General features: G+C 36.6%; 21 protein-coding genes. 5 read left to right on the forward strand and 16 right to left on the reverse strand.

The annotated features are described in order from the left end of the window. Positions 1-22 precede the first annotated feature (22 nt). The 7 genes from GNP81_RS02280 to GNP81_RS02310 all read right to left on the reverse strand — a co-directional run bounded on the left by GNP81_RS02280 (position 23) and on the right by GNP81_RS02310 (position 7043). A complete protein-coding gene (locus tag GNP81_RS02280) occupies positions 23-664 on the reverse strand; it encodes an OmpA/MotB family protein (protein ID WP_155670453.1) in 642 nt (213 codons plus the stop codon). Then, positions 665-1447: a motility protein A gene (locus GNP81_RS02285; RefSeq protein WP_012535354.1), complete on the reverse strand. Its 783-nt coding sequence runs from the start codon at positions 1445-1447 to the stop codon at positions 665-667. Beyond that, on the reverse strand, positions 1444-3162 hold the full coding sequence (locus GNP81_RS02290; RefSeq protein WP_236781414.1) for a FliG C-terminal domain-containing protein: 1719 nt from the start codon (positions 3160-3162) through the stop codon (positions 1444-1446). Before GNP81_RS02290 ends, GNP81_RS02285 begins: the two co-directional genes overlap by 4 nt. 2 nt (positions 3163-3164) lie before the next feature. Then, positions 3165-3707 (reverse strand): tetratricopeptide repeat protein, encoded by a 543-nt coding sequence (locus GNP81_RS02295; protein ID WP_155670449.1) that lies wholly within the window; start codon positions 3705-3707, stop codon positions 3165-3167. A 9-nt stretch (positions 3708-3716) separates the two neighbouring features. Continuing rightward, on the reverse strand, positions 3717-4748 hold the full coding sequence (locus tag GNP81_RS02300) for a hypothetical protein (protein ID WP_155674087.1): 1032 nt from the start codon (positions 4746-4748) through the stop codon (positions 3717-3719). 235 nt (positions 4749-4983) lie between these two features. Next, positions 4984-6372, reverse strand: coding sequence for a sensor histidine kinase (locus GNP81_RS02305; RefSeq protein WP_155670445.1), 1389 nt, complete (start codon positions 6370-6372; stop codon positions 4984-4986). 5 nt (positions 6373-6377) lie between these two features. Beyond that, on the reverse strand, positions 6378-7043 hold the full coding sequence (locus GNP81_RS02310; RefSeq protein ID WP_005421996.1) for a response regulator transcription factor: 666 nt from the start codon (positions 7041-7043) through the stop codon (positions 6378-6380). Positions 7044-7237: 194 nt separating this feature from the next. Between GNP81_RS02310 and GNP81_RS02315 the strand changes: the two genes are divergently transcribed. From GNP81_RS02315 to GNP81_RS02325, 3 genes are all read left to right on the forward strand, one after another. Then, positions 7238-7618 carry a DUF3316 domain-containing protein gene (locus GNP81_RS02315; RefSeq protein WP_196587386.1) on the forward strand — a complete coding sequence of 127 codons (381 nt, stop codon included), beginning with the start codon at positions 7238-7240 and terminating at the stop codon, positions 7616-7618. Between the two features lie 104 nt (positions 7619-7722). Then, positions 7723-8406 carry a heavy metal response regulator transcription factor gene (locus tag GNP81_RS02320; protein ID WP_155670441.1) on the forward strand — a complete coding sequence of 228 codons (684 nt, stop codon included), beginning with the start codon at positions 7723-7725 and terminating at the stop codon, positions 8404-8406. A gap of 4 nt (positions 8407-8410) precedes the next feature. Continuing rightward, positions 8411-9751, forward strand: a complete 1341-nt coding sequence (locus GNP81_RS02325) for a heavy metal sensor histidine kinase (RefSeq protein WP_155670439.1) — start codon at positions 8411-8413, stop codon at positions 9749-9751. 17 nt (positions 9752-9768) lie between these two features. On the opposite strand, the gene GNP81_RS02330 is transcribed toward GNP81_RS02325, so the two are convergent. Beyond that, positions 9769-10242 carry a methylated-DNA--[protein]-cysteine S-methyltransferase gene (locus GNP81_RS02330; RefSeq protein WP_155670437.1) on the reverse strand — a complete coding sequence of 158 codons (474 nt, stop codon included), beginning with the start codon at positions 10240-10242 and terminating at the stop codon, positions 9769-9771. Between the two features lie 24 nt (positions 10243-10266). Then, positions 10267-10578: an ArsR/SmtB family transcription factor gene (locus GNP81_RS02335; protein ID WP_155670435.1), complete on the reverse strand. Its 312-nt coding sequence runs from the start codon at positions 10576-10578 to the stop codon at positions 10267-10269. A 107-nt stretch (positions 10579-10685) separates the two neighbouring features. Here GNP81_RS02335 and GNP81_RS02340 point away from each other — a divergent pair, with 107 nt between their 5' ends. Then, complete coding sequence (locus GNP81_RS02340; protein WP_155674088.1) at positions 10686-11606, forward strand: permease; 921 nt, start codon at positions 10686-10688, stop codon at positions 11604-11606. 149 nt (positions 11607-11755) lie between these two features. Next, positions 11756-12634 (forward strand): NAD(P)-dependent oxidoreductase, encoded by an 879-nt coding sequence (locus tag GNP81_RS02345; RefSeq protein WP_155670431.1) that lies wholly within the window; start codon positions 11756-11758, stop codon positions 12632-12634. A gap of 118 nt (positions 12635-12752) precedes the next feature. Here the strand turns inward: GNP81_RS02345 and GNP81_RS02350 are convergent, their stop codons facing one another. The 7 genes from GNP81_RS02350 to GNP81_RS02380 all read right to left on the reverse strand — a co-directional run bounded on the left by GNP81_RS02350 (position 12753) and on the right by GNP81_RS02380 (position 23421). Further along, on the reverse strand, positions 12753-14378 hold the full coding sequence (locus GNP81_RS02350) for a methyl-accepting chemotaxis protein (RefSeq protein WP_155674089.1): 1626 nt from the start codon (positions 14376-14378) through the stop codon (positions 12753-12755). Positions 14379-14840: 462 nt separating this feature from the next. Further along, positions 14841-16466 carry a methyl-accepting chemotaxis protein gene (locus GNP81_RS02355; RefSeq protein WP_155674090.1) on the reverse strand — a complete coding sequence of 542 codons (1626 nt, stop codon included), beginning with the start codon at positions 16464-16466 and terminating at the stop codon, positions 14841-14843. A 320-nt stretch (positions 16467-16786) separates the two neighbouring features. Next, a complete protein-coding gene (locus tag GNP81_RS02360) occupies positions 16787-18037 on the reverse strand; it encodes an MCP four helix bundle domain-containing protein (protein WP_155670427.1) in 1251 nt (416 codons plus the stop codon). Positions 18038-18273: 236 nt separating this feature from the next. Beyond that, positions 18274-18726: an NfeD family protein gene (locus GNP81_RS02365; RefSeq protein WP_155670425.1), complete on the reverse strand. Its 453-nt coding sequence runs from the start codon at positions 18724-18726 to the stop codon at positions 18274-18276. 9 nt (positions 18727-18735) lie between these two features. After that, complete coding sequence (locus GNP81_RS02370) at positions 18736-19659, reverse strand: SPFH domain-containing protein (protein WP_017019351.1); 924 nt, start codon at positions 19657-19659, stop codon at positions 18736-18738. 184 nt (positions 19660-19843) lie between these two features. Then, positions 19844-22018: a TonB-dependent receptor gene (locus GNP81_RS02375; protein WP_155674091.1), complete on the reverse strand. Its 2175-nt coding sequence runs from the start codon at positions 22016-22018 to the stop codon at positions 19844-19846. Between the two features lie 104 nt (positions 22019-22122). Continuing rightward, positions 22123-23421 carry a lysine N(6)-hydroxylase/L-ornithine N(5)-oxygenase family protein gene (locus GNP81_RS02380; protein WP_155674092.1) on the reverse strand — a complete coding sequence of 433 codons (1299 nt, stop codon included), beginning with the start codon at positions 23419-23421 and terminating at the stop codon, positions 22123-22125. Positions 23422-23447: the final 26 nt, after the last annotated feature.

Raw genomic sequence — 23447 nt, forward strand, 5'->3', positions numbered from 1 at the left:
CAGCTAGCCAGCTATTGTTGTTTTAATTTCTTTTAATATAAATCACAACACGTCGATTTAATTGACGCTGTTGTTCTATCGGTAACGCTTTGTCCGCTCGAGGTTGTGCATCCGCATACGCCACCGCTCTTAATTGTGATTTATCCACATTAAATTTGATCAATTGCTTAGTCACTTCTATAGCTCTTGCTCCAGAAAGCTCCCAGTTACTATCAAACTGTTTGGTATGAATAGGTAAATCATCACTATGCCCTTCAACGATAATAGAGCGACCGTTCAAATCTACTTCTTTCATTGCTTCTGCGAATTCGGAAATAAGAGCTTTACCTTCAGGCTTTAAAGACGCAGAGCCTGAGTCGTACAAGTTTTCACTATCAAGATCAATTCGTATACCATCGGTGACAGCAGTCACTACCACAGAATCCAAATTCTTCTGCTCCACTATCTCCTGAATATCGGCGGTTAACTCTTGCATAGGCAGATGAGCTGCAGTATCAACCACTTTTCCCCATCCATCTTTTAGCTCTTCTAACTTGCCTTCATTCACTTGAGAGACGGCAACAATTAGAACAAAAAAAGCCAATAATAATGTGATAGCGTCACTGTATGTCATCATCCAATCATTGTCGTCTTTCAACTCAACTTTGGGTCTTGCTCTATTCATTTAAGACGCTAACCTTTTCTTAAACGGCAAATGTACATTCATTGAATCTTGTAAGTACAAATCAGGACGTTTTTCTGTCATTAACACAAACGCATTAATTTGCATTTCACGATTATCAAAATTGGTATTTACTCGACGACTAATACGAATCGCTGCAGGTTTGAAAAACACCTGAGCCAATAAAATCCCATAAAGTGTCGTTAATAAAGCAACAGCTAAACCATTACCTAGAGCAGCCATATCACCATTTAAATTATCAAGCATAATGATCAAACCAATCAATGTACCTATCATTCCAAAGCCTGGTGCATAGGTACCCATTGAGTTTAAAACCTCGGCTTGAGTCATTTCTTGTTTATATTGGCTATGATTGCTTTCATCTAATAATTTTTTAAGCTCTTCACCTTTATAACCAGTACCGATAAGTTCGACACCTAAACGGATAAATGGATCATTTTTTTCATTATCATTCAATGAATTTTCTAAACCTGACATACCACTAGATCGAAAAATCTGATTCCACTCGACCGTTCTTTTTATTGATGCATGTTTAAACTTCGTCACGTTTTTCTCATCAAGCAAGTTAACAAGTAAACCTTTAAACGAAGACAAAATAAGTGGGTATGAATAACTGATTAACGCCGCAGTTAATGTTCCACCTAGTACAATAAGAAAACTCGATAAACTCACAAATAACATGTATTTATCGGTACTCATTGTTACGGCACCAATTAACACACCAAACGCCATCAACAAGCCGGTAATAGTACTGAATGAGATCATGCTACAGACTCCAATTCATTCATTGTAAATTGTTTATTTTCAATAGCTTGACGCATTAACATCACAACTTGTTGTTTTGCCGAGTTTTGCTCATCATATGATGCATCTTTACAACGAGTCATTTCAGCTTTGATCATTTCAATCATACGTTCAGGGAACCCTGAAAGAATGACTGCGACTTGTTCATCGTCTAAATTAGTCAACGCTAATGCTAAAATTTCAGGATTCATACTGCGTAATATATTGCTTAAAATGACCGTTGACGTTCTAAGCACGTCATCAAAAATGTAGTACACCTTACGTAGATTTAAGTACGCTTCTGGTGAAGACACTTTTAGCTGATCTAACAAATCGTTTTGCTGACGTAAATTCATTCCATCAAGTAACGACATCAACATTTGATTACCATCGGTTCTTACAGTTTCAAAATCAGGTACCGACTGAGCTTTAGCAGCAAGTGATGAGGCAATCTCACCAAATGTCGCCATTGGCATGGAATCAAACTGAACTATCTCTATTGCTATTAATGCTTGCTCTTCAGCCGTAAACGTTGATAAGAACTTAGCTGAGCTTTCTGATGGTAATTGGCTTAAGACTAATGCTTTAATGCGCAATGGCTCATCATCTAATACCCAACGAATTTGATTAATACTCAACTTATCTAAAAACGAAAATGGTCGACTGCGATGTTCAAATTGCTCAGAAGAAACCGCATCAACTAATAAATAATGTAAATCCGTTAGATCTCTCACCAAGCGGTCATAATCAGCAGGGTTCGTTTCTAAATACTTCAAATACGCTGGAATATGTTCATTTAACGCAGGAAACATTGAAGTAAATAACGAACGTCCTAGTTCCTGATAACAAGAAGCGAACATAGGGATATTTTGTTCATTCAAACTTAAACGACGAAGTACCGCATCTACTTTTTGAGGTTCACTCAAACTGTACTTAACCAATTGTTGTCGACACGCTTTCAGTTCGCCTTTTTTCGTATCTAACAATTGCTCAGGCGTTGGAGGTAATGAACTCACTTCATTAACACCCACTTCTTTTGTAGGTACTTTACGATTACGTGCAAGTAAGTAACCAATAACTAATAGTAATAATAGAACCAACACCCACCAATATTGTGCGATAAATGATCCCGTTACTTCTGATACAGGAACCATATCCATCCGAATAATCTCAAGACGATCCCCTCTCATTGGGTTGTATTCCAACTTCTCAAGTAACAGATTTCGAATAAGCAACTCTGTATCTTTATCCACACTATTATCTAATAATAATGTAGTTGATAAAGAACGGATCATTTTCTCCGTTTTAGGTGCTTGTTCATTACCTAACACACCTTCTTGCTGCTCTACTTCCTCACTTGGCGTCGACACTTTTGCAGCAGTATTCTGATTAAAAGCAGACATACCCGCTAAGCCAGGAAGTTCTGGAGCATCATCAATAATAGCGGTTTTTACTTCTGGTTGTTGTTTAACAACTGTCGGTTTAGATGTTAAAGCATCAACCTCCTCACGAATAAACTCAGCTTGAATAGAAAGCACATGTATATTCTTACCCGCGATTCGTTCAATGTCGCTGTTAAGTCGTTGCTCTAACTCCGCAGTAAAAGACATTTGGTCCAACTGCAACGACGTTTGTGCGAATACAATTGAGGTAATAAATAAAAAGCTAATGCATACAAAACGAATACACGATTTCATTCTTATTTTTCCAACCATTTAATAATGTCAGAGACTTCTGTAAGTGATGGATCAAGTTCTAATGCTTTTTTCCATGACACTATCGCCAATTCAACTTGATTCAACTTGTAGTGAACACTGCCTTTCATTGACAGAACTTTTGCAGGGTTTTCTGTTAGCACTTCGGCTTCATTTAATAAAGCAAGGGCTCCCACAAAATCACCATTAGCCGCTTTCTCTTTTGCTTCTACACGTAAAGCTAATGATTTAGGCTCATTAAATGCCGAAACTTGAGCTTCTTCTGAATCATTTAATTCAGGTAACAAAGCATCAATGTCTTCCTCAGGAATAAGATCAGTATCAATAGTCAAAATCAAATTTGGATCAGACAAGTCAATTTGAAACGCCGAACGATATTGCTCTCCATTCAATCGGATAGATAATTGATTCTTTTCAAAAGGAATATTCTCTACTGTTTGCTGAGATGTAATATCATTAGCCAATGCGATTGAAGTCATCATGCATTGAGTAGTAATGGCTGAAACAAATAAGATACGCTTTTTCATAACAGCCCCTTAGAAACGAAAACCAATAGTAAAATCAACAGCTGCACCGCCAAACTTGCCAGTCACAACATCACCTTGGTGCTTACTCTTGTAAGAGTTCTTTTCAATATAAGCAACACCGATATCAAAAAAACCATTCTTCATATAGGCAAATTCAACACCTGAACGCATAGCGAAACTGTTCTTGCCTTCAACGAATTGAGAACCAGCACTGATATATACACTAGGAGCTGGCCAAGAAGGAGTTAAGGTGTATAAAACACGCCCTTCAATACCACCACCTTCAACATTGAATAAGTTATTTCTATCAGAATTTTGGAAGTAATTTGCAATAACAGCAAAATGCAAACGTTCACTAGGTAAATGACGAGTGTAATAACGAAGACTAAAATCAGTTACATTATTAAAAGCATCATGGCTTTCTCCATTAACTTTAGCATCACCACTTAAGTCAATATAACTCATCGCAAATCCAAATTGATGTGGGTTTAATTCCTTCTTAATTTCTTCTTCCTTTTTAGTCATTAAATAACCATCAGCCCAAATCGTTTCGTTATTTTCGACCTGAACTAAAGAAAGGGTAATATTTTGAGAAGAATCACTTAGACCCATTCGCCACATTAAAAATGCATCAGATTGAATTTCTTTACCTAATAAACGCAACTCTTTATTACTTTCAAGTCCACGTTGATATTTAATGGATGTTTTTGTTAAATGAAGTCGAGTCTTATTACACTCAAGACAATCACGAACCAATAAACCTGATTCTTGCATCTTCGTGGTTAATAACGCATTGATATCATCAACTTGACTTTGAGTTACGTTATTATCAATCTTTCCTTGAAAGTAGATAGTTACAGAATTAATGTTTTTCTTCTCTGCAATATCTTTAATTGCAAACCAAGATTCATCACGTTCCAAAAAATCATAAATAGAAGAAGTTGATAATGAAAGTTCTGATGATGTCTTTATATTAGAAGACGCCACGGCCATATTACAAAAAATAACACCGCACAAAGTAATTAACAATTTTCTAAACAAAATTTTACCTAAAATATACACTAGCCAAATAATCCGGCGCAGTATACATTAAGTTTTAAATGCAACAACTAGCATAATCATCATGAAAACCCTCTTACGAAAACAATAACAAAATAATATTAGATATCCGTGAAATATATTTATTTAATATATATTATTGATGGATATTACAAAAAAAGGCCAATTCTGATTTTACAAAATTGACCTTTTTTATTAATGCTAGAGTCTGTATTTTTTAAACAGGAAACAACAACGATACTCTTAAACCGCCTTGTTTACGGTTTTCTGCAACAACTTGGCCTTTCATTACGGACATCGATTCTTTGACAATGGCTAAACCAAGTCCATACCCACCAGATTGCTTATCTCTGGCGGACTCTAGACGTGTGAATGGTGAGAATATATTTAAAAGCTGATCTTCTGGTATGCCCGGTCCATTATCTTCAACAATAATTGCAACGTGATTTTTCTCATTGCTCCGATATTCTGTGATAACAACTTGAATAAGCGCATTATCGCCAGCGTACTTAATCGCATTTGTGATTAAGTTTTTAACCACTCGAGTTACTAAGCGAGGTTCAGCATGAACAACTGGAGCTTCTTTAGAGCAGATAAAATCCAAACATTGTGTCGGTCCTAAATCCATGCGGCTTTGAATCACTTGTGCGGAGATACAACTTTCAAGTAATACAAGTTCTAGCTTGGTGTTATAGCGAGAATTCTCTAATCGACTAAATTCTAAGATTTCTCCAACTAAATCATTCATCTCATTAGATTCATTTTCCAAACGGTTAACTAAGTGAATATAATCAGGATCAACCTTCTTTTTTAATAAATGAAGCGCAAGATTATGCCGAGCTAATGGGGTTCTTAACTCATGCGAAACATCACGAATAAGTCGCTGTTGCTTTTCTGCTAGCGAGTGAATTTCATGCGTCATGTTATCAAAATCATGAGCTAATTCACTGAACTCTCGAACCGAATTTCCAATTTCGTCACTCACCTTTACGTCAAAATCACCTTGAGCAAGCTTATGACTAACCTCTCTCAACTTATCTAAAGGTCGCTGTAAATATCGTGCAATAACCCAAGAGAATAACCCTAATATCAATACAGAAATAACTAGCTTAATAATCCCAAAATAAAGAGGAAAATTATTAGCAGGGTGATATTGATACGGCATTTGAATCACAATAGTTAATCCGTTTTCTAATGGAATACCAATAATGGGTTGATTAACTTCATTATCCAATTGCGTATTTAAAGGGCGTAAAAATTTCAGTTTAAACTCAAAATGAGGATGCATATCGCGGTGTGTAATTGGGCGGTTATTTTGGTCCAAAACAAATAAATAGTACTCTTGTGCACTCGCCCAATCCGCTAACTCATCCATATCCCCTTCTTCGATCAAGATATTTGCCTGCTCGGCCAAATCCAACATCTTAGTCTGAATAGAGCTAGGAATACGGAGCATAGATTTCATCAACGCAATTTCGGCCAAGCTCTGCAAAGAGATAATTAAAAATAAACTCACAGCAAAAGCACTAAATAGACGAAATGCTAGGCCATTTTTATATTTGCAAATAAAAGAGGGACACGACTCAAACCATCGAAGCAACGTCATTCCGCCTATCCATTAACCACTTTGATAAAGCTATAACCACGTCCGCGAACCGTTTTAATATGCTGTTTCGATAAGCCTGATTGCAATAGTTTGCGGCGAATATTGCTGATATGCATATCCAAATTACGATCAAATGGACATAACTCTTTTTTCAAAATATTGGTTTGTAAATCGGCTTTAGATACGACAACGTCCGTATTTTTAATTAAATATTGCAGTAACTCTGATTCCGTTTCAGTTAAAGGTAAACGTAAGAATTGTTCCGCTAAATCTTCTGTTGCACCTACATAGCTTTGACGCTGACGTTCAAGTCCTACACGACGTAAAATCGCAGTGATCCTTGCAAGCAACTCTGGCACATTAAAAGGTTTTGCAATGAAATGATCTGCACCCGCTTGTAATCCATCAAGCATAGACGCTTCATCGCCTAAAGCCGTAAGCATAAGGATAGGGGTAGCAAAACGCTGACATATACGGCGAGCCACTTGGTAACCATCTAGCTTTGGTAACATTACATCAAGCAAAACGAGATCTATGGAGTGCGTTTGAATAAATTCCAGAGCACTTTCGCCACAATGTACGCAATCGACATCATAGCCTTCATCTTGTAATACTTCTTGCAACAAATTGCATAACTCAATGTCGTCATCAACAACTAAAATACGGGACACGTTTATTTACCATTTAAATGAAAATCGTTCGCATTCTAGTCGTCAGCAATTAAGAGTGCAATAGCGAATTGAATTAAGCGACGGAACACAAAAATAAAGATGACAAAAATGTCATTCAATAGACCCTTTGTTGTCACCATCACTCGATTATGATGAACCTACTTAAACAAGAAAAGCTCATTAAGGAGTCTATTATGAAATCATTCAAATCACTTGCTTTAACTACTCTAATTATTGTTGCAAGCTCAAGCGCAATGGCAAATCCAGTAATCACAAGCGGTAATTACATTAGCAAAAGTAACAGTACTGTAATTCATACTGATAACCTATCAACAAAACAAGCGGCTTATAATCAAGCATTAACAAAATTGAATCAATTAGATAAAAGTACGCCAAAAGAACTGAAAAAAGCCCTAAAAGTCGCATCATTTGAATCAACAACAACGCAAAGCATTAGCTTAGATGATAATAGCTATATTACCGTTCAAGAAACAATGAACATGCAAGGGCAAATACAATACACGGGATTAATTCATGCGAGTTATCATTATTTAGAACGTAACTCAAATGACTAATTTTTTATGTTATTTTATTTAAATCAACGTGTCATCTAAGAACGATACGTCTATATTGTATTGATAACCATTGATTATTCTCCACGCATTAAAGAAGTAAGAATATGAAACTACTTATTATTGAAGATGAAACTAAAACAGGAGAATACCTAAAAAAGGGGTTAACAGAATCAGGCTATACTGTTGACCTATCACAAGATGGTGCTGACGGTCTATATAATGCGACCACCAATCAATACGACTTAATCATCTTAGATGTCATGTTACCTAAGCTAAATGGTTGGCAAATTCTACAAACACTACGAAATTGTGAAAATAATACGCCAATCATTATGCTAACTGCCAAAGATCAAATTGACGATAGAGTAAAAGGGTTTGAGTTAGGAGCAAATGATTACCTTATTAAACCCTTTGCTTTTGCTGAACTAAAAGCCCGCATTGAAAATGCCCTTCGCGCAAAATCCGTAACATCACAAGCTTCATTATCAAATCAATTGGTCTTACTTGATTTACAACTGGATCTATTAAAACGAACCGCAACAAGAAACCAAGACAACATTACCCTTACAGCGAAAGAGTTTTCATTACTCGAACTGTTTATGCGTAAACAAGGGGAAGTATTATCAAGAACAACAATCGCTTCCCTGATTTGGGACATGAATTTTGATAGTGATACCAATGTCATTGATGTCGCGGTGAAACGACTTAGAGCTAAAATAGATAAGCCCTACGACACGCCACTAATTCATACTGTTCGCGGTATGGGCTATAAAATGGATGAATGCTAATTATATGAAAAAACATTACTTATCAATGAAACTAAAACTGACATTAATGTTTTTCTCTACCTCGGTATTTGTCTTTATTGGCTTAGGTTTCGCCATTCAATATCTCGTCCAATCTCATTTTTATGAAGAAGATCTTCGCTTAATTAACGCCAACCGTACTTCCATTTTTGTTTTATTAGAAAACGAAGGAATCACCAGCAGCGAAATTTTTGCTTCATTAAAAAGTCGTGGCATTAATATTTGGATTGCCAATGATAATGGCACATTGACACAAAATACCAATGTGATCCCCAATGACAGTGCGTTTAAACAATCAAAGAAAATCAACGAATGGACTTATGCAGGAAGTACATTTAGAACACTCTACTACCCACTAGAAAATGAGAATAATTATACTGGGCTGCTTATTGGAATTAATATTGATCACCACATTGAGTTCAATAAAAGACTAAAAGGCATTTTAATATGGTCCATTAGTATCGCGAGTCTCCTCTCTTTCATTTACAGCTTTATCATCGTAAATATGGGCTTTAAACCTCTGCAATATTTACAAGATCGCATCAAGCAAGTGCAACCAAATAAGTTAAGCATTCGGTTATCCGATGAACACTTACCTAATGAGTTAATTGAACTTGCTAAAATACAAAACCAAATGCTGGACAGGTTAGAGCTTGGATTTGAACGTCTCAGCGATTTTTCATCCGATATTGCTCATGAGTTAAAAACGCCGCTCTCAAATATGATGACTCAAACCCATGTCACCTTATCGCAACCAAGAACACCTTATGAATATCAAGAGATCTTATCTTCAAACTTAGAAGAATTAGAACGCATTAATAAAACCATTAACGATACCTTGTATCTTGCTAAATCTGAAAATGATTTATTATTAAAAGACAATATGCAATTAGATCTGAAACAGCTCTTCTCCCCTATTATCGAGTATTACAGCATTGTCTCTGAAGAGACAGGAGTAACGATTCATCTATCGGGAAATGGCTCTCTTTGGGGCGATAAATCCATGATTCAACGCGTAGCAAATAACCTACTCTCTAACGCTATACGTCACTCTGCGCCCGATAGCGATATTCAAATTAAGATTGAAGAAAACCAAAATAACATCGTGCTATCTATCTCGAATATGGGTGATGAAATTCCTGATAAAGATTTACCTTTTATTTTTGAACGCTTTTATCGAGCAGATAAATCCAGACAACATTCAAGTAGCACTGGAGCTGGCTTAGGACTAACCATTGTACGCTCAATTGTGAACCTACATAACGGTGATATTTCCGTTCAATCGGAAGGAAAGAAAACCACCTTTTTGCTTACCTTTCCTTTATAGCTCTTAAATCAATATACCTATTTATTTGACTCTAATGCCAATAATTTTTCTTTAATATCAACGCCACCAGCATAGCCAGTTAAGCTACCATTCTTACCAATCACACGATGGCAGGGAACAATAATGGAGATAGGATTTTTGCCATTAGCACCACCCACCGCTTGAGACGCTTTTGGATTACCTACCGCAATGGCAAGATCTTTATAACACCACGTTTCACCATAAGGGATTGTAGTTAGTGCTTTCCATACCTTATTTTGAAACTCCGTTCCTTTAGCCGCTAACGGAATAGAAAATTCACGACGTTCACCACAAAAATATTCTTGTAACTGAAGAACGGTAAGTTTCAGAATAGGATGATCATCTACTTGCGTTCCAAAATCACTTAATTCCATCTCATGGCTTTCAAACCAAACACCAAGTAAGCCATCATCATTCGCGTTAGCAGTCACAAGACCTAATGGACTTTCAAATTGAGTATAAACATTCATTTAATTATTCCTTTTTTGTATTAACTACTTATTCTCATTAGCATCACTGGCTTCATCAAAACAACATTCATCTTGCAAGAAATCGATTACCGAAGTGAGCTTTTCATATTCAGCAACACAAAATAAAGTACGACCTTCTCGGCGCTGTGTAATTAATCCAGCAGAGACTAATCCTGATACATGATGTGACAATGTAGAACCTGGAATATTCAATTTTTCTTGTAATCCACCCACAGCAATTCCTTGATAACCCGCACGTACAACCCCTTTATAAATAGCCAAACGTGTCGGATGTCCTAATTCTTTCAATGCTTTAGCAACAATTTCGATATCCATGATTTATTCCTCATCAAGTTTATATTTCGATATTACTAGAAATAAGTTGATCACGCTAATTTAAAAGCGTATATTTCGATTATTCCAGAAATATAGAGATTTGAGTTATGTTCACAATTACACAAGACATGGTGATGGATACCCTAAATATGTTTGCATTTTTAGCAGCAGAGCTAACCGTGCTTTTTCTTTTAATTAGTTACCTCGTTGGCGTTTTGCAGGAGTACATTCCACCTTCAAAAATCCAAAGTATCTTGAGTGGTAAAAATGGCAGAGGTTATTTTGTTGCGGGTTTATTAGGTGCGATTACCCCATTCTGCTCATGCTCAACGATTCCTTTCTTAAAAGGTTTACTTCGAGCAAAAGCTGGATTTGGTACCATGATGGTATTCTTATTTGCAAGCCCGCTACTTAACCCTATTATTATTGGGTTATTCACCGTTACTTTCGGTATTAAAGTGACCGTTTTCTACTTTGCTATTGCAATGGGTGTATCAGTCATTGCTGGTTACTTACTAGAAAAACTTGGTTTTGAAAAATACGTAAAAGAAAGTGCCTACATTGCACCAGAACCAAAATGTTGTGGTTCAACTTGTGGCGGAGAGAAAAAAGCACCTCAAAGCAAATGGATGAGAATTTGGAACAGTACATGGAGTGATTTCAAAAAAGTACTGCCTTATTTAATCGGTGGTATTGCTCTTGGTTCGATGATCTACGGTTTTATGCCAACAGAGTTTGTCGCTAAAGTGGCAAGTGAAAATAACCCATTTGCTATTCCTGTGGCTGCGGTTATTGGTATTCCACTATACATTCGAGCTGAAGCGGTTATCCCTCTGAGTGCGGCATTAGCAGCAAAAGGGATGAGTCTTGGGGCGGTTATGGCACTCATTATCGGCAGTGCTGGTGCAAGTTTAACTGAAGTGATTTTATTGAAATCTATCTTCAAAAATCAAATGATTATTGCCTTCCTAACCGTAATTTTAGGAATGGCAATGGGTGCAGGCTTCTTGTACCAATTTATTTTCTAATCACTCTTAAACTTAAACGAAAAGCCATATCATAGACTTTGATATGGCTTTTTTATTCCCCTTAGATAATTACAATGTTGATCTGTATCAATAGCTTTCAAGGTGTGTTTTAATTCACAACAACACCATCGACATCAATAAGGAACGACATGGAAATCACTAACGTTAGTTTTATCGGTTTGGGCGTTATGGGCTACCCAATGGCTCGCCATCTTAAAAATGCAGGTTATTCTACGACGGTTTACAATCGCACCGAGGCGAAGGCAAAACAATGGGCTACAGAATACAACGGACAATCCGCTCCTACTCCACGTGAAGCCTCTGAAGGCTCAGATATCGTATTTGTTTGCGTGGGAAATGATAACGATGTTCGTAGCGTAATTTATGGTGACGATGGTGTACTGGCCGGGCTAAAACCTGGTGCCATCTTAGTAGATAACACAACAACATCAGCGACACTAGCAATCGAATTAGCAAAAGCCTGTGAAGCACAAGGTAACCAATTTATTGATGCTCCAGTCTCTGGAGGACAAGCTGGTGCTGAAAATGGTGTATTAACCGTAATGTGCGGTGGTAATGAAGCGGCTTTCAATATCGCAAAACCCGTTATTCAAAGTTTTGCAAAAGCCATTACACTTCTCGGTGAAAACGGTCAAGGCCAACGCTGTAAAATGGCAAACCAGATCTGTATTGCTGGTGTATTAAAAGGATTAAGTGAAGCATTGATCCTTGCTGAAAAATCCAACCTAGATATTGACCTTGTTGTTGAAACATTAAAACACGGTGCAGCAGGCTCTTGGCAGATGGAAAATCGCGCAAGTACCATGGCTCAAGATAAATTCGATTTTGGTTTTGCCATTGACTGGATGCGAAAAGATCTTGGTATTTGTCTAGATGAAGCGAAAGCTAATGGTATTTCACTTCCATTAACGGAAGAAGTAGATAAAGAATACCAAAGCTTACAAGAACAAGGCTTAGGCAGAATGGATACATCAGTATTAATTAAAGCCATTAAAGATAAAATTTAAATCTTAATACCAAGCAGTGTAAATATAAGAATATAAAAAAGGAGATCAAATGATCTCCTTTCTAGTTTCTAGTTTCTAGTTTCTAGTACAAACTAACTTAATTCAATGACTCGTCAAATTACACTTTAAAGCGTGATAGAGACTGCTGAAGAGTTGAAGCTAATTGCGCTAACTCAACACTTGATTGAGCCGTTTGCTCTGCACCTAGTGCAACTTCGCTTGCAGATAGGCTCATGCTTTGAATGTTGCGACCAAGTTCTTCTGTTACTGAATCTTGTTGGCTACATGCACTTGCAATTTGAATACTCGTATCCGTTACTTTCATCATGGTTTCTTCAATCATTTGAATTGAGTTACCCGTTTGAACGCTTTGCTCTACACAAACACGGATCTTAGAACAACTTTGATCCGTTGCATTCTTGGCATGTGCAGCACTTGCTTGTAACTTTTCAATAATTTCAACGATTTCACTTGTTGATGATTGAGTACGACCTGCAAGAGAACGAACTTCATCGGCAACAACCGCAAAACCACGACCTTGCTCACCAGCACGTGCCGCTTCAATCGCTGCGTTCAATGCTAATAAGTTAGTTTGGTCAGCAATTCCACGGATAACTTCAACAACTACGCTGATGTTATTTGATTCACGTTCTAACTCTTCAACCAACTCACCTGCTTGCTCGATATCACGAGAAACAATCTGAATTTGCTCAATGTTAGATTGAACGTCTTGGTTACCTTGCTTCGCTTCTTCTGACGCTTCTAGAGCAGACGTTGATGCTGTTTCAGTGTTGTTTGCCACTTCTGCAACCGTTGCCTTCATCTCTTCCATTGCAGCGGCAACCATTGTGATGTCTGATTGTTGCTGCTGCATACCACGTGAAGATTGCTCAGAGATCGCGCTCATCTCTTCAACCGCAGCTGAAAGTTGAGTAACAGCAGAAATCGTATCTTCAATCAAAATACGTAACTGGTGTTGCATTTCAATGTTAGTATCCGCTAGCGCGCCTAGTTCATCATTACCAATTTCACTACGACGGAGTTCAAACGTTAAATCACCCGCTGCAATCGCTTTAGACTGTTCAACCACCAAGTTTAATGGACGACAAATTTGACGAGCTAAGAAGAAAGTAATGAAGATCATAAATGCAATTAATGCACTGAACGATACTTTTGTTGCCAACGTTACGTTATTAACACTGCTCATGATTGATTGGCGATTATTCGTAACAAAACCAAGGTTTGTTTGAACTAATCCATCCATTGCCGCGCCAACTTCCTCAAATTGAGAGAATGAATCCAACAATTCCTGTTGGGCTAACTTAAGATCTTTATTCGCAACTAAGCCGTTAAATTCTTTTAATTCAGTTAAATACTTATTCCAACCATTTGCAACGCGGTCAAAAACACGGCGTTCATCAGCACTTGCTACCGTTGCTTCATATGCATCAAGATCAGATTTAATTTGAGCTTCTTGTTTAGACAACGTTGATAATAAGGTTGGTAAATCTTTTTCTTGATAAGTTAATGCAGCGTATTGGTTACGACGATACGCATTCATTTCATAATATATGTCTTCAACTGACAACACACTTGGAACCGTAGAATCTGTAAAGTTAATTACTTCTGACTCTACTTTGTTTAATTCTTGTAATAGGAAAAAAGCAAACGCAATCATCACCAAACCAATGGCCGAAAAAACAACTGCAATTTTCTTTTGCACTGCTAAATTTTTGTAACTCATGATATTTTACAACCTTATAAATTATTCTTTTCACTCGTTCCATGAGCATTGCTATTTGAGTCAACGAATTAACTCATTCTGCGAACGTTATCGGCAGATGTTCAAGAAAATAAAATAAAATACGTAAAAAGTCACATAGTTTTATAATTGCAATAAAAGTTAAAAAAATTAATCAGTTATTAACTTTTACAACAAGCAAACCATTGCGTTAATCAAAAAGAAAGAAAAGTAAGTGAAGTGTTATTGATAAGAATAACAATTTAACCACCTTTAATGGAAAAATGTAAAAACACTTTCACTCTGGCTCAAAAGTCAAAATTATACCGTCAACAAACAAAGCGCCAGTGCAATTTTTTTAAAAAAATTTTTATTCATTCCTTAAATTATTATTGTTCTCCAATGAATTCATAAAAAAAAGTGATGACATTTGCCATCACTTTACTCTTTAAATTCAATCAAAAATTAAACTTTAAAATACGATAAAGAAGTTTGTAATTTATTTGCTAGTTGCGCTAATTCAATACTAGATTGAGCCGTTTGCTCTGCACCTAACGCAACTTCGCTTGCCGATAAACTCATGCTTTGAATATTACGGCCTAGCTCTTCTGTTACTGAGTCTTGTTGACTACATGCACTTGCAATTTGAATGCTCGTATCCGTTACTTTCATCATGGTTTCTTCAATCATTTGAATTGAGTTACCCGTTTGAACGCTTTGCTCTACACAAACACGGATCTTAGAACAACTTTGATCTGTCGCTGATTTAGCGTGTGCAGCACTTGCTTGTAACTTTTCAATAATCTCAACGATTTCACTTGTTGATGATTGAGTACGACCAGCAAGAGAACGAACTTCATCGGCAACAACCGCAAAACCACGACCTTGCTCACCAGCACGAGCCGCTTCAATCGCTGCATTCAGTGCTAATAGGTTAGTTTGATCAGCAATACCACGGATAACTTCAACAACTACGCTGATGTTATTTGATTCACGTTCTAGCTCTTCAACCAACTCACCTGCTTGCTCGATATCACGAGAAACAATCTGAATTTGCTCAATGTTAGATTGAACGTCTTGGTTACCTTGCTTCGCTTCTTCTGACGCTTCTAAAGCAGACGTTGATGCTGTTTCAGTGTTATTTGCTACATCAGCAACCGTTGCCTTCATTTCTTCCATTGCAGCGGCAACCATTGTGATGTCTGATTGCTGTTGTTGCATGCCACGTGAAGATTGCTCAGAGATCGCACTCATTTCTTCAACCGCAGCTGAAAGTTGAGTTACCGCAGAAATCGTATCTTCAATTAAAATACGCAATTGGTTCTGCATCTCAATATTAGTATCAGCCAATGCACCTAATTCATCATTACCAATTTCTTCTCGATTAAGTTCAAAAGTTAAATCACCTGATGCTATGGCTTTAGATTGCTCAACCACTAAGTTTAATGGACGACAAATTTGGCGAGCTAAAAAGAAAGTAACAAAGATCATGAATGCTATTAATGCACTGAATGAAACTTTTGTTGCCATTGTTACACTATCAACACTACGCATAATTGAAGAACGGTTGTTAGCAACAAAACCCAAATTAGTTTCAACCAACGCATCCATCGCATCACCTAATTCAAGAAACTGTGTAATAGATTTAGAAAGCTCTAATTGTGCTTGCTCAATATCTCTATTTTGAATCAACACAGGGAAGTTTTTTAAAAGATCTTCATACTTTTTCCAATGTGTTAAAACGCGATCAAAAACTCTACGTTCATTATCACTACTTACCGTACTTTCATATTTTGCTAACTCTGCATTTATCATACTTTCCTGAGATGCCAATGTCGCAATCAAGTTTGGTAAGTCTTCTTGCTTAAGTGTTAATCCTGCATATTGATTACGTCGATGCGTATTCATATCAAAATACAAATTTTCAACAGAAATAACACTAGGAACCGTTGAATCAGCAAAATTAACAACCCTTTCCTCAACTTTATTTAATTCCTGCAATAAAAAAGTAGCAAATGCTACAATAACTAATGCAATAACTAAAAATACAGCGGCAATTTTATTACGAACCGCTAAATTCTTATAACTCATAATTCACAACCTTTGGTTTAATTTATATTTTTATTGTCATTATTTTTATTAGATATCTGACAAGGGCGCGGAAGGTATACGAAATGAGTATAAAAGTACACCACATTATAAATGTGATAAATATCAACAATTAAAGTAAATTAAGTAAAAACATTAATTCAATTGAAATATTGGGGTAGGTATGTAAAAAAAGTGAACAATTCATCACATCTAATATAATAAATTATTCACTTTAAATAATATAATTGTGAAATTACTTTTTTAAACGTTCAAAAGTCAAAATAATAACGTCAAATAACATTACATCCATTATTATATAGTTACACTTTAAAATAAGATAAAAATGTTTGTAGTGTATTTGCTAATTGAGATAATTTTATTCTCGATTGCTCTATGTTTTTATACGTCATATTTTCTTGCAATGATTCTATAAACGTCACTGCTTTTTTCGTTGAGAGTTGAGTATGACTAGCAAGAGCATGAGCTTCAGTAACCATCACTTCAAAACGAGTATTCTGCTTATCCAAATTAGAAGCTTCATTCGCAATATTCGTAGCAAATGTATGCGTTGCTTCAGCAATATTGTTCATTATTTCAATGATGCTATTTAATTTAATTGACTCTTTTTTAGGCTCATCAATAGCTGTTTTTATATCGTCAATTGCAGCCGCAACAATCGTAATATCAGCAGGAGTTGTCGTATTAGTAAACGATTTTTCCGAGCTGTCATTCATTTCTTTAACTTCGATGGAAAGTTGAGTTACCGCTGAAATTGTATTTTCAATTAACGTTCGTAATTGATGTTGCATTTCAATATTTGTATCCGCTAATGCACCTAGCTCATCATTGCCAATTTCTTCACGACGAAGTTCAAAGGTTAAATCTCCCGCTGCGATCGCTTTAGATTGCTCAACAACCAAATGTAATGGACGGCAAATTTGACGAGCTAAAAAGAAGGTGATAAAAATCATAAATACAATTAATGCACTAAATGACACTTTTGTCGCAGTGGTTACGTTATCAACACTGTGCATGATGGCTGTTCGGTTATTCGCAACAAACCCTATATTGATTTGTATTAACCCATCTAATGCCGCACCTACGTTTTCAAATAAAATGAACGAACTCACTAACTCTTTCTGTGCTTGTTTGATTTCTTGATTACTAACTAAGCTATTAAAACCTTTAAGTTGAGTCGTATAGGTTTCCCAGCTATTTTTAACACGATCAAAAATCCGACGTTCATGTTCAGTAATAACTGTTGCTTCATACGCTGCAAGTTCAGCTTTAATGTCATTTTCTTGCTTAGACAAAATGGTTAAAAAGCCTAATGCATCTTTTGTTTCATAATTTAATGCTGCATATTGATTTCGACGATATGCATTCATTTCAAAATATAATTCTTCTGCTGACAACACACTCGGTACTGTAGAGTCAGTAAAGTTAATTACTTCTGCTTCTACTTTATTTAATTCTTGTAAAAGGAATAGAGCAAACGCCACCATTACCAAACCAATAACAGAAAAAACAGTAGCAATTTTCTTTTGCACCGTTAGGTTTTTATAATCCATAATTTTTGTCCATTGAATTAACTTATAATTATTTTTATCGCCATAGCTAGATTCTTTGGCTAGGATGCAAAAAGTAAAATAAAAAGACACAAAAGTACATTAATTTATGAATATATGAATGCAAGATAATTATATTTGAAACAAAGAAATATGTTTCACAGAGAATATGTAAAAAAAGTGAATAATTCATTGCGCTTAAATACAACAAATCATCCACTTTAAATAAAAATGTTAAATTATTTCTTTACTGGTTCAATCGTCAAAATAATACCGTCAACAGAAACCACACGAACTAATGTTCCTTTTTCTATATCAACGGCACTTTTGGCTGACCATGTTGTATCACCTAATACAATTCGACAAGAACCGGCATGAATATCTTCTTCCAAACGAGATGTTTGACCAATCAGTTGCTTCTCTTTTTGATTAAGCGCTCTTTTTGCATCAGAGCTCATGTCTTTTTTATGCTGATATCGCCACCACAACCAAGTTGTAAAAAGTGAAAATACAGCAAAACTGATCCACTGCATTTGCCAACTAAGTGGAATTACGGCATAGAGTGCTCCAACAGCCACCGCTGATAACCCTATCCATAAAAAATAACCAGCCGTTCCTAGTAACTCACCAGCAAGCAGCAGTAATCCTAATGTCAGCCAATGCCAATGGTTCATTTGTTCAAAAAATTCCATGATGAACTCCTATTTTTGGACCTCTTTATCTGCTTTGAACATCTCAGCAATACCAGCGACAGAGCCCATTAAACCAGTAGCTTCTAATGGTAGCATAATAATTTTTCCATTCTCTGCTTGGCCAATCGATTTAATTGCCTCAGTATAACCCTGAGCAATAAAGTAATTTACGGCTTGTACGTCACCTTGAGCGATCGCTTCTGATACCATTCGAGTTGCATTTGCTTCTGCCTCAGCGGCACGTTCACGAGCTTCTGCTTGTAAAATTGCAGCTTGCTTATCACCCTCAGCTTTAAGAATTTCCGCTTGCTTATGGCCTTCTGCTTTTAAGATCTCTGCTTGACGTACCCCTTCTGCTTCTAGTACATCTGCTCGTTTATTACGTTCAGCTTTCATTTGTGCATTCATTGCAGCAGTTAGATCTGCTGGCGGTTGCACATCTTTAATCTCAATACGGGTAACTTTTACACCCCATGGATTTGTTGCGGCATCGACAATAGCTAACAGTTTTACGTTAATCATATCTCGTTGGCTTAGCATTTCATCTAGTTCCATCGAGCCCAAAACCGTACGCATGTTCGTTAATGTAAGATTGCGAATAGCATGTTGAAGGTCACTCACTTCATAAGCGGCTTTTGCTGCATCAACGACTTGAACAAAACAAACAGCATCAATAGTTACATTAGCGTTATCTTTAGAAATAACTTCTTGTGCAGGAATATCAAGAACTTGTTCCATCATATTAATTTTCTGTCCAATACCATCAACAAACGGGATAATAATATTTAGACCAGGTTGCAATGTTTGCGTATATCGACCAAAGCGTTCTACGGTCCAATTATACCCTTGAGGTACCATTTTAACCCCTAGAGCAATAAGAATTAAGACCAAGAAAACCAAAACGCCAATGGTAATTAATGTGTCATATGTCATTAGTTGTCATCCTTTTCTAATTTATAAATAGCTAAACTTTCTACACCTTATAAATAAAATGCTTATATTTCAATCATACCGAATTATCATCATCAATATATGGACACACTCGGCAGTTATTAATAAAAAATAAGGCTATCTAACTAGAGATAGCCTTACCAATTTATTTATTAACAAACGATAATTAATACTTAACTTGATAATTCAGGGTATAAGTTCGACCTCGGCCTTTGTAATCGTATGCTGCTGCATCGTAGTGGCTAGAATATAAGATCTGAGCTCGTTGTCCCCAAGCCGTTGTATAATCTTTATCAAATAGATTTTGAATACCAAAACCTAGACTTCCTACAGGCAATTCATAACTACCGACTAAGTCAAATACGGTATAGCCAGATAGTTCATTATCACTTGAATCTTTATAATCAAACATGGTTTGACTTTGCACTTTTAACGCCAAATCAGATTCATACCAACCTACCCACGAGTTTGCTTTAGATGTACTTGCCTCCCCCGCACTTAAATCATCCCATTTTCCATCCGTTTGTAATTCTGAAATTACATAATGACCAGAAGCCCCTACTTGAAGGTTATCCATCACCCAATACGATACTAATGCTTCAGCACCATAAACTCGTTTTTCATTATCTACATCTTCAATTAACAACGTTTTCTTATTGTATTTAACTGAATTATCCGATTGAGAAAAATACGCCGCAGTTTGAAAACTCAAAGCACTTTGATCGGTTCTAAAACCAACCTCATAGCTGTTTGTTTTTATCCCTGACATTTTAGAACCAGCAACATTAATGCTATTTTGAAGCGTGTAATGACCATTTGCATCAGCTGCAGAATACGAGCCTTGCCCGTAATATTTAGCAGGGTCGGCCAAATCAAACCCTTGTGAGAAGTTCGCCCATATTTGTGACTCTGGAGTCAATTTATATATCGTACCAAAGTTAAACAAACCAACGGTATAGTCTGTTTCACCACCAGGTACGGCATCAGCTGAAACACCATTTCCTGCGGCAATTTTCTTTTGAATCTTATAATCGACAAAATCATCGATCTTATTATTCATATATTGATAACGATAACCGCCTTCAATAGACCAATCATCAGTGATATTAATATCGGCTTGAATAAAGCCAGCAACAGAGCCAACTTCTACACCTGGATAACGCCCAACTTTTGCATACGTTTTATTAACCAAATTTCCAGAGTTATTGGCAATGGTTGGATCAAATAAAGCCTGATTACTATCAAACTTATCCATATAAGCATCTACACCATAAACCAAATTCACTTTTCCAAATGATTTCGCAAGTGCTGTTTTTAAAGAGATAACATCCGTCGTTTGCTGAGAAGCACTTTGGTAATATGGCGTATAAGTTTGATCTTCTTTACGATAAGACGCTTCTACAACCAACTGGTGACCGAATACTTCTGAATCACTATAAGCAGCACTTAACATAATACGTTCGGTACCATGTTGGCGATCCGACTCAAATCCTTCTCTTACGTCAATAAACTGATTATTTTTAATGTAAAGCCCGTAAGGAGAATCTTGTTGGCTATCATAATATTGAGCTAAAAAATTGATGTTCTTCGTATCAGAGATAGCAAAATCAACCGTACTTTGTAAATCAATCGTCTCATTATATTGCAATGAACCTTGAGAAATATCAGGCGTAACAATATCGCCATTTGCATCATAGTATCCCTGAGTTTCAGTATATACGGCAGATACTCTCGCTTTTACTTTCTCTGTACCACCAGAGATGGATTGTGCAAGTTTATAATCAAAATCATCTCCACTATTAAAACCTGAGCTGCCACTCACATAACTTTCAAATTGCAATTCATCACTGTCTGCTTTTTTTGTAATGATGTTAATTACACCACCAGTAGCACCCGCACCATAAATCGAGGTTGCACCAGAGAGTACTTCAATTCGCTCAATATTAAATGGATCAATTGCATCAAGCTGACGACTAATTGGGCGAGAAGATTGCAACGAAACACCATCAATCATCACAAGCATTGCACGGCCACGTAAATTCTGACCGTAATTGGTTCTTGCGCCACTACTCACATCTAAAGATGGGATCGTCGCTGATAGAATCTCACCCAGTGTTTTACCACCGCGATATTCTTGTTCAATTTGCTCCGAATCAACAAACCATACTGTTCCTGGAATTTCACAGATCGCTTTAGGCGTTCGGCTTGAAACCACCACCATGGTTTCTTCAGTTGTCGATGTATATTCCTCAGCCTGAACAGACATAGCAACACTCGTCGTTGCAACAGCGACTGCCATTGCCACTAGAGTTAACGGATAATTCCCTTTTTTAACGTTCATCTACTTTCTCTTTTTTATATTATTACCACAACAAATGAATACGAATGATAAAAATCCGTATTCAACTATTTTTTTAAATTTTTATAAAACCAAACCATAAAGATTCACACGGTTGTGGGTTCACACACCTTCGGTTCGGAGATCCAATCAATCATTCCAGGGTTAGACGCAATGTCATATACCGCGCTCCCTGTTAACTGATTAATAATACGAGCACTACGCCATGCCATTAGACTCAATTGAGGCTCTGCAATACCATGACTATGCATACCGGCATTAACAGCAAATATCTTGTTGTTCTTGCTACCTTTCCATTTCAATTCAAATTCAGGCGTTAATTGATATCGGCCTTGTTCATCAAGATCCAACAAAGGAAGAATGGAATTCAAACAAGCCGGATAAGGAGACTTAAAACCAGTTGCTAAAATGACAATGTCCGCTTGATGTATTTCTAACTGCTGGCTTAATGCGTTATGAAGACCTAGCGAAAATTCAGACTCATTAATATTTAATGAATTCATTGTTCTATGTGGTAACAACCGAACCCATTTATCTTCTTTTAATACATCAAAACGATGGTATAACTCTCGATATATGTCTAATAGTGCAAGTTGAGTTATGCCGTCTGAAGTGAGTTTTTGAGCCTCAATTTCCGATTGTTTAACATTAGGAGCCAAGTTAACAAACGCATTAACATAATCAGGAGTAAAAAATTCATTAGTAAATGATGCTTCATCTAATGGCTGAAAATTAGAACGTCGTGAAACCCAATCTAATGAGGCAGGTTTACCCCATTTTTCTCGCAGCACATTTAAAAATATGTCAGCACCACTTTGGCCACCACCCACAATCACAACACGCTTATTCGTAAAATCACGAGAACGTAATCCCATCTCCGCAGCATGAAAAACACTTGGACCTATATGTGGAACGGCACACTCTGGAATAAAAGGAACCTTACCAGTACCAATGCATAAGTTTTTCGCCTCATACACTCCATTAGTCGTTTGGATTTCAAACGAATCACCGTTAAATTCAACACTCTCAACATGGGTTGAGAATTTCACATTACTTAATTGCTGAGAAACCCATACCAAATAATCTGAAAACTCATGACGGCTAATACAACTTAATTCTGCGGATAAAAACCGATAGAATTTCTTATTCTTCACTAAATAAGATACAAAAGAGTAAGGGCTTTCAGGATACACCGCACTGACTAAGTCTTTTAAAAACATCGTCTGCATATTGGTGTTATCAAGTAATAAGCCGGGGTGCCAAGCAAAAGACTCTCGACTTTCAAAAAAAGTCGCATTAATGTGTTTTTCAGGCTCCAAAAGCGACGCTATGCTTAGGTTAAAGGGACCAACACCAATCCCTGCCAAATCCAATCTGACTGTCATGTTATTCTTTCTCCATTTAATATTAT

The sequence above is a fragment of the Aliivibrio fischeri genome (assembly GCF_009727955.1).
GTDB classification, from domain to species: domain Bacteria; phylum Pseudomonadota; class Gammaproteobacteria; order Enterobacterales; family Vibrionaceae; genus Aliivibrio; species Aliivibrio fischeri_A.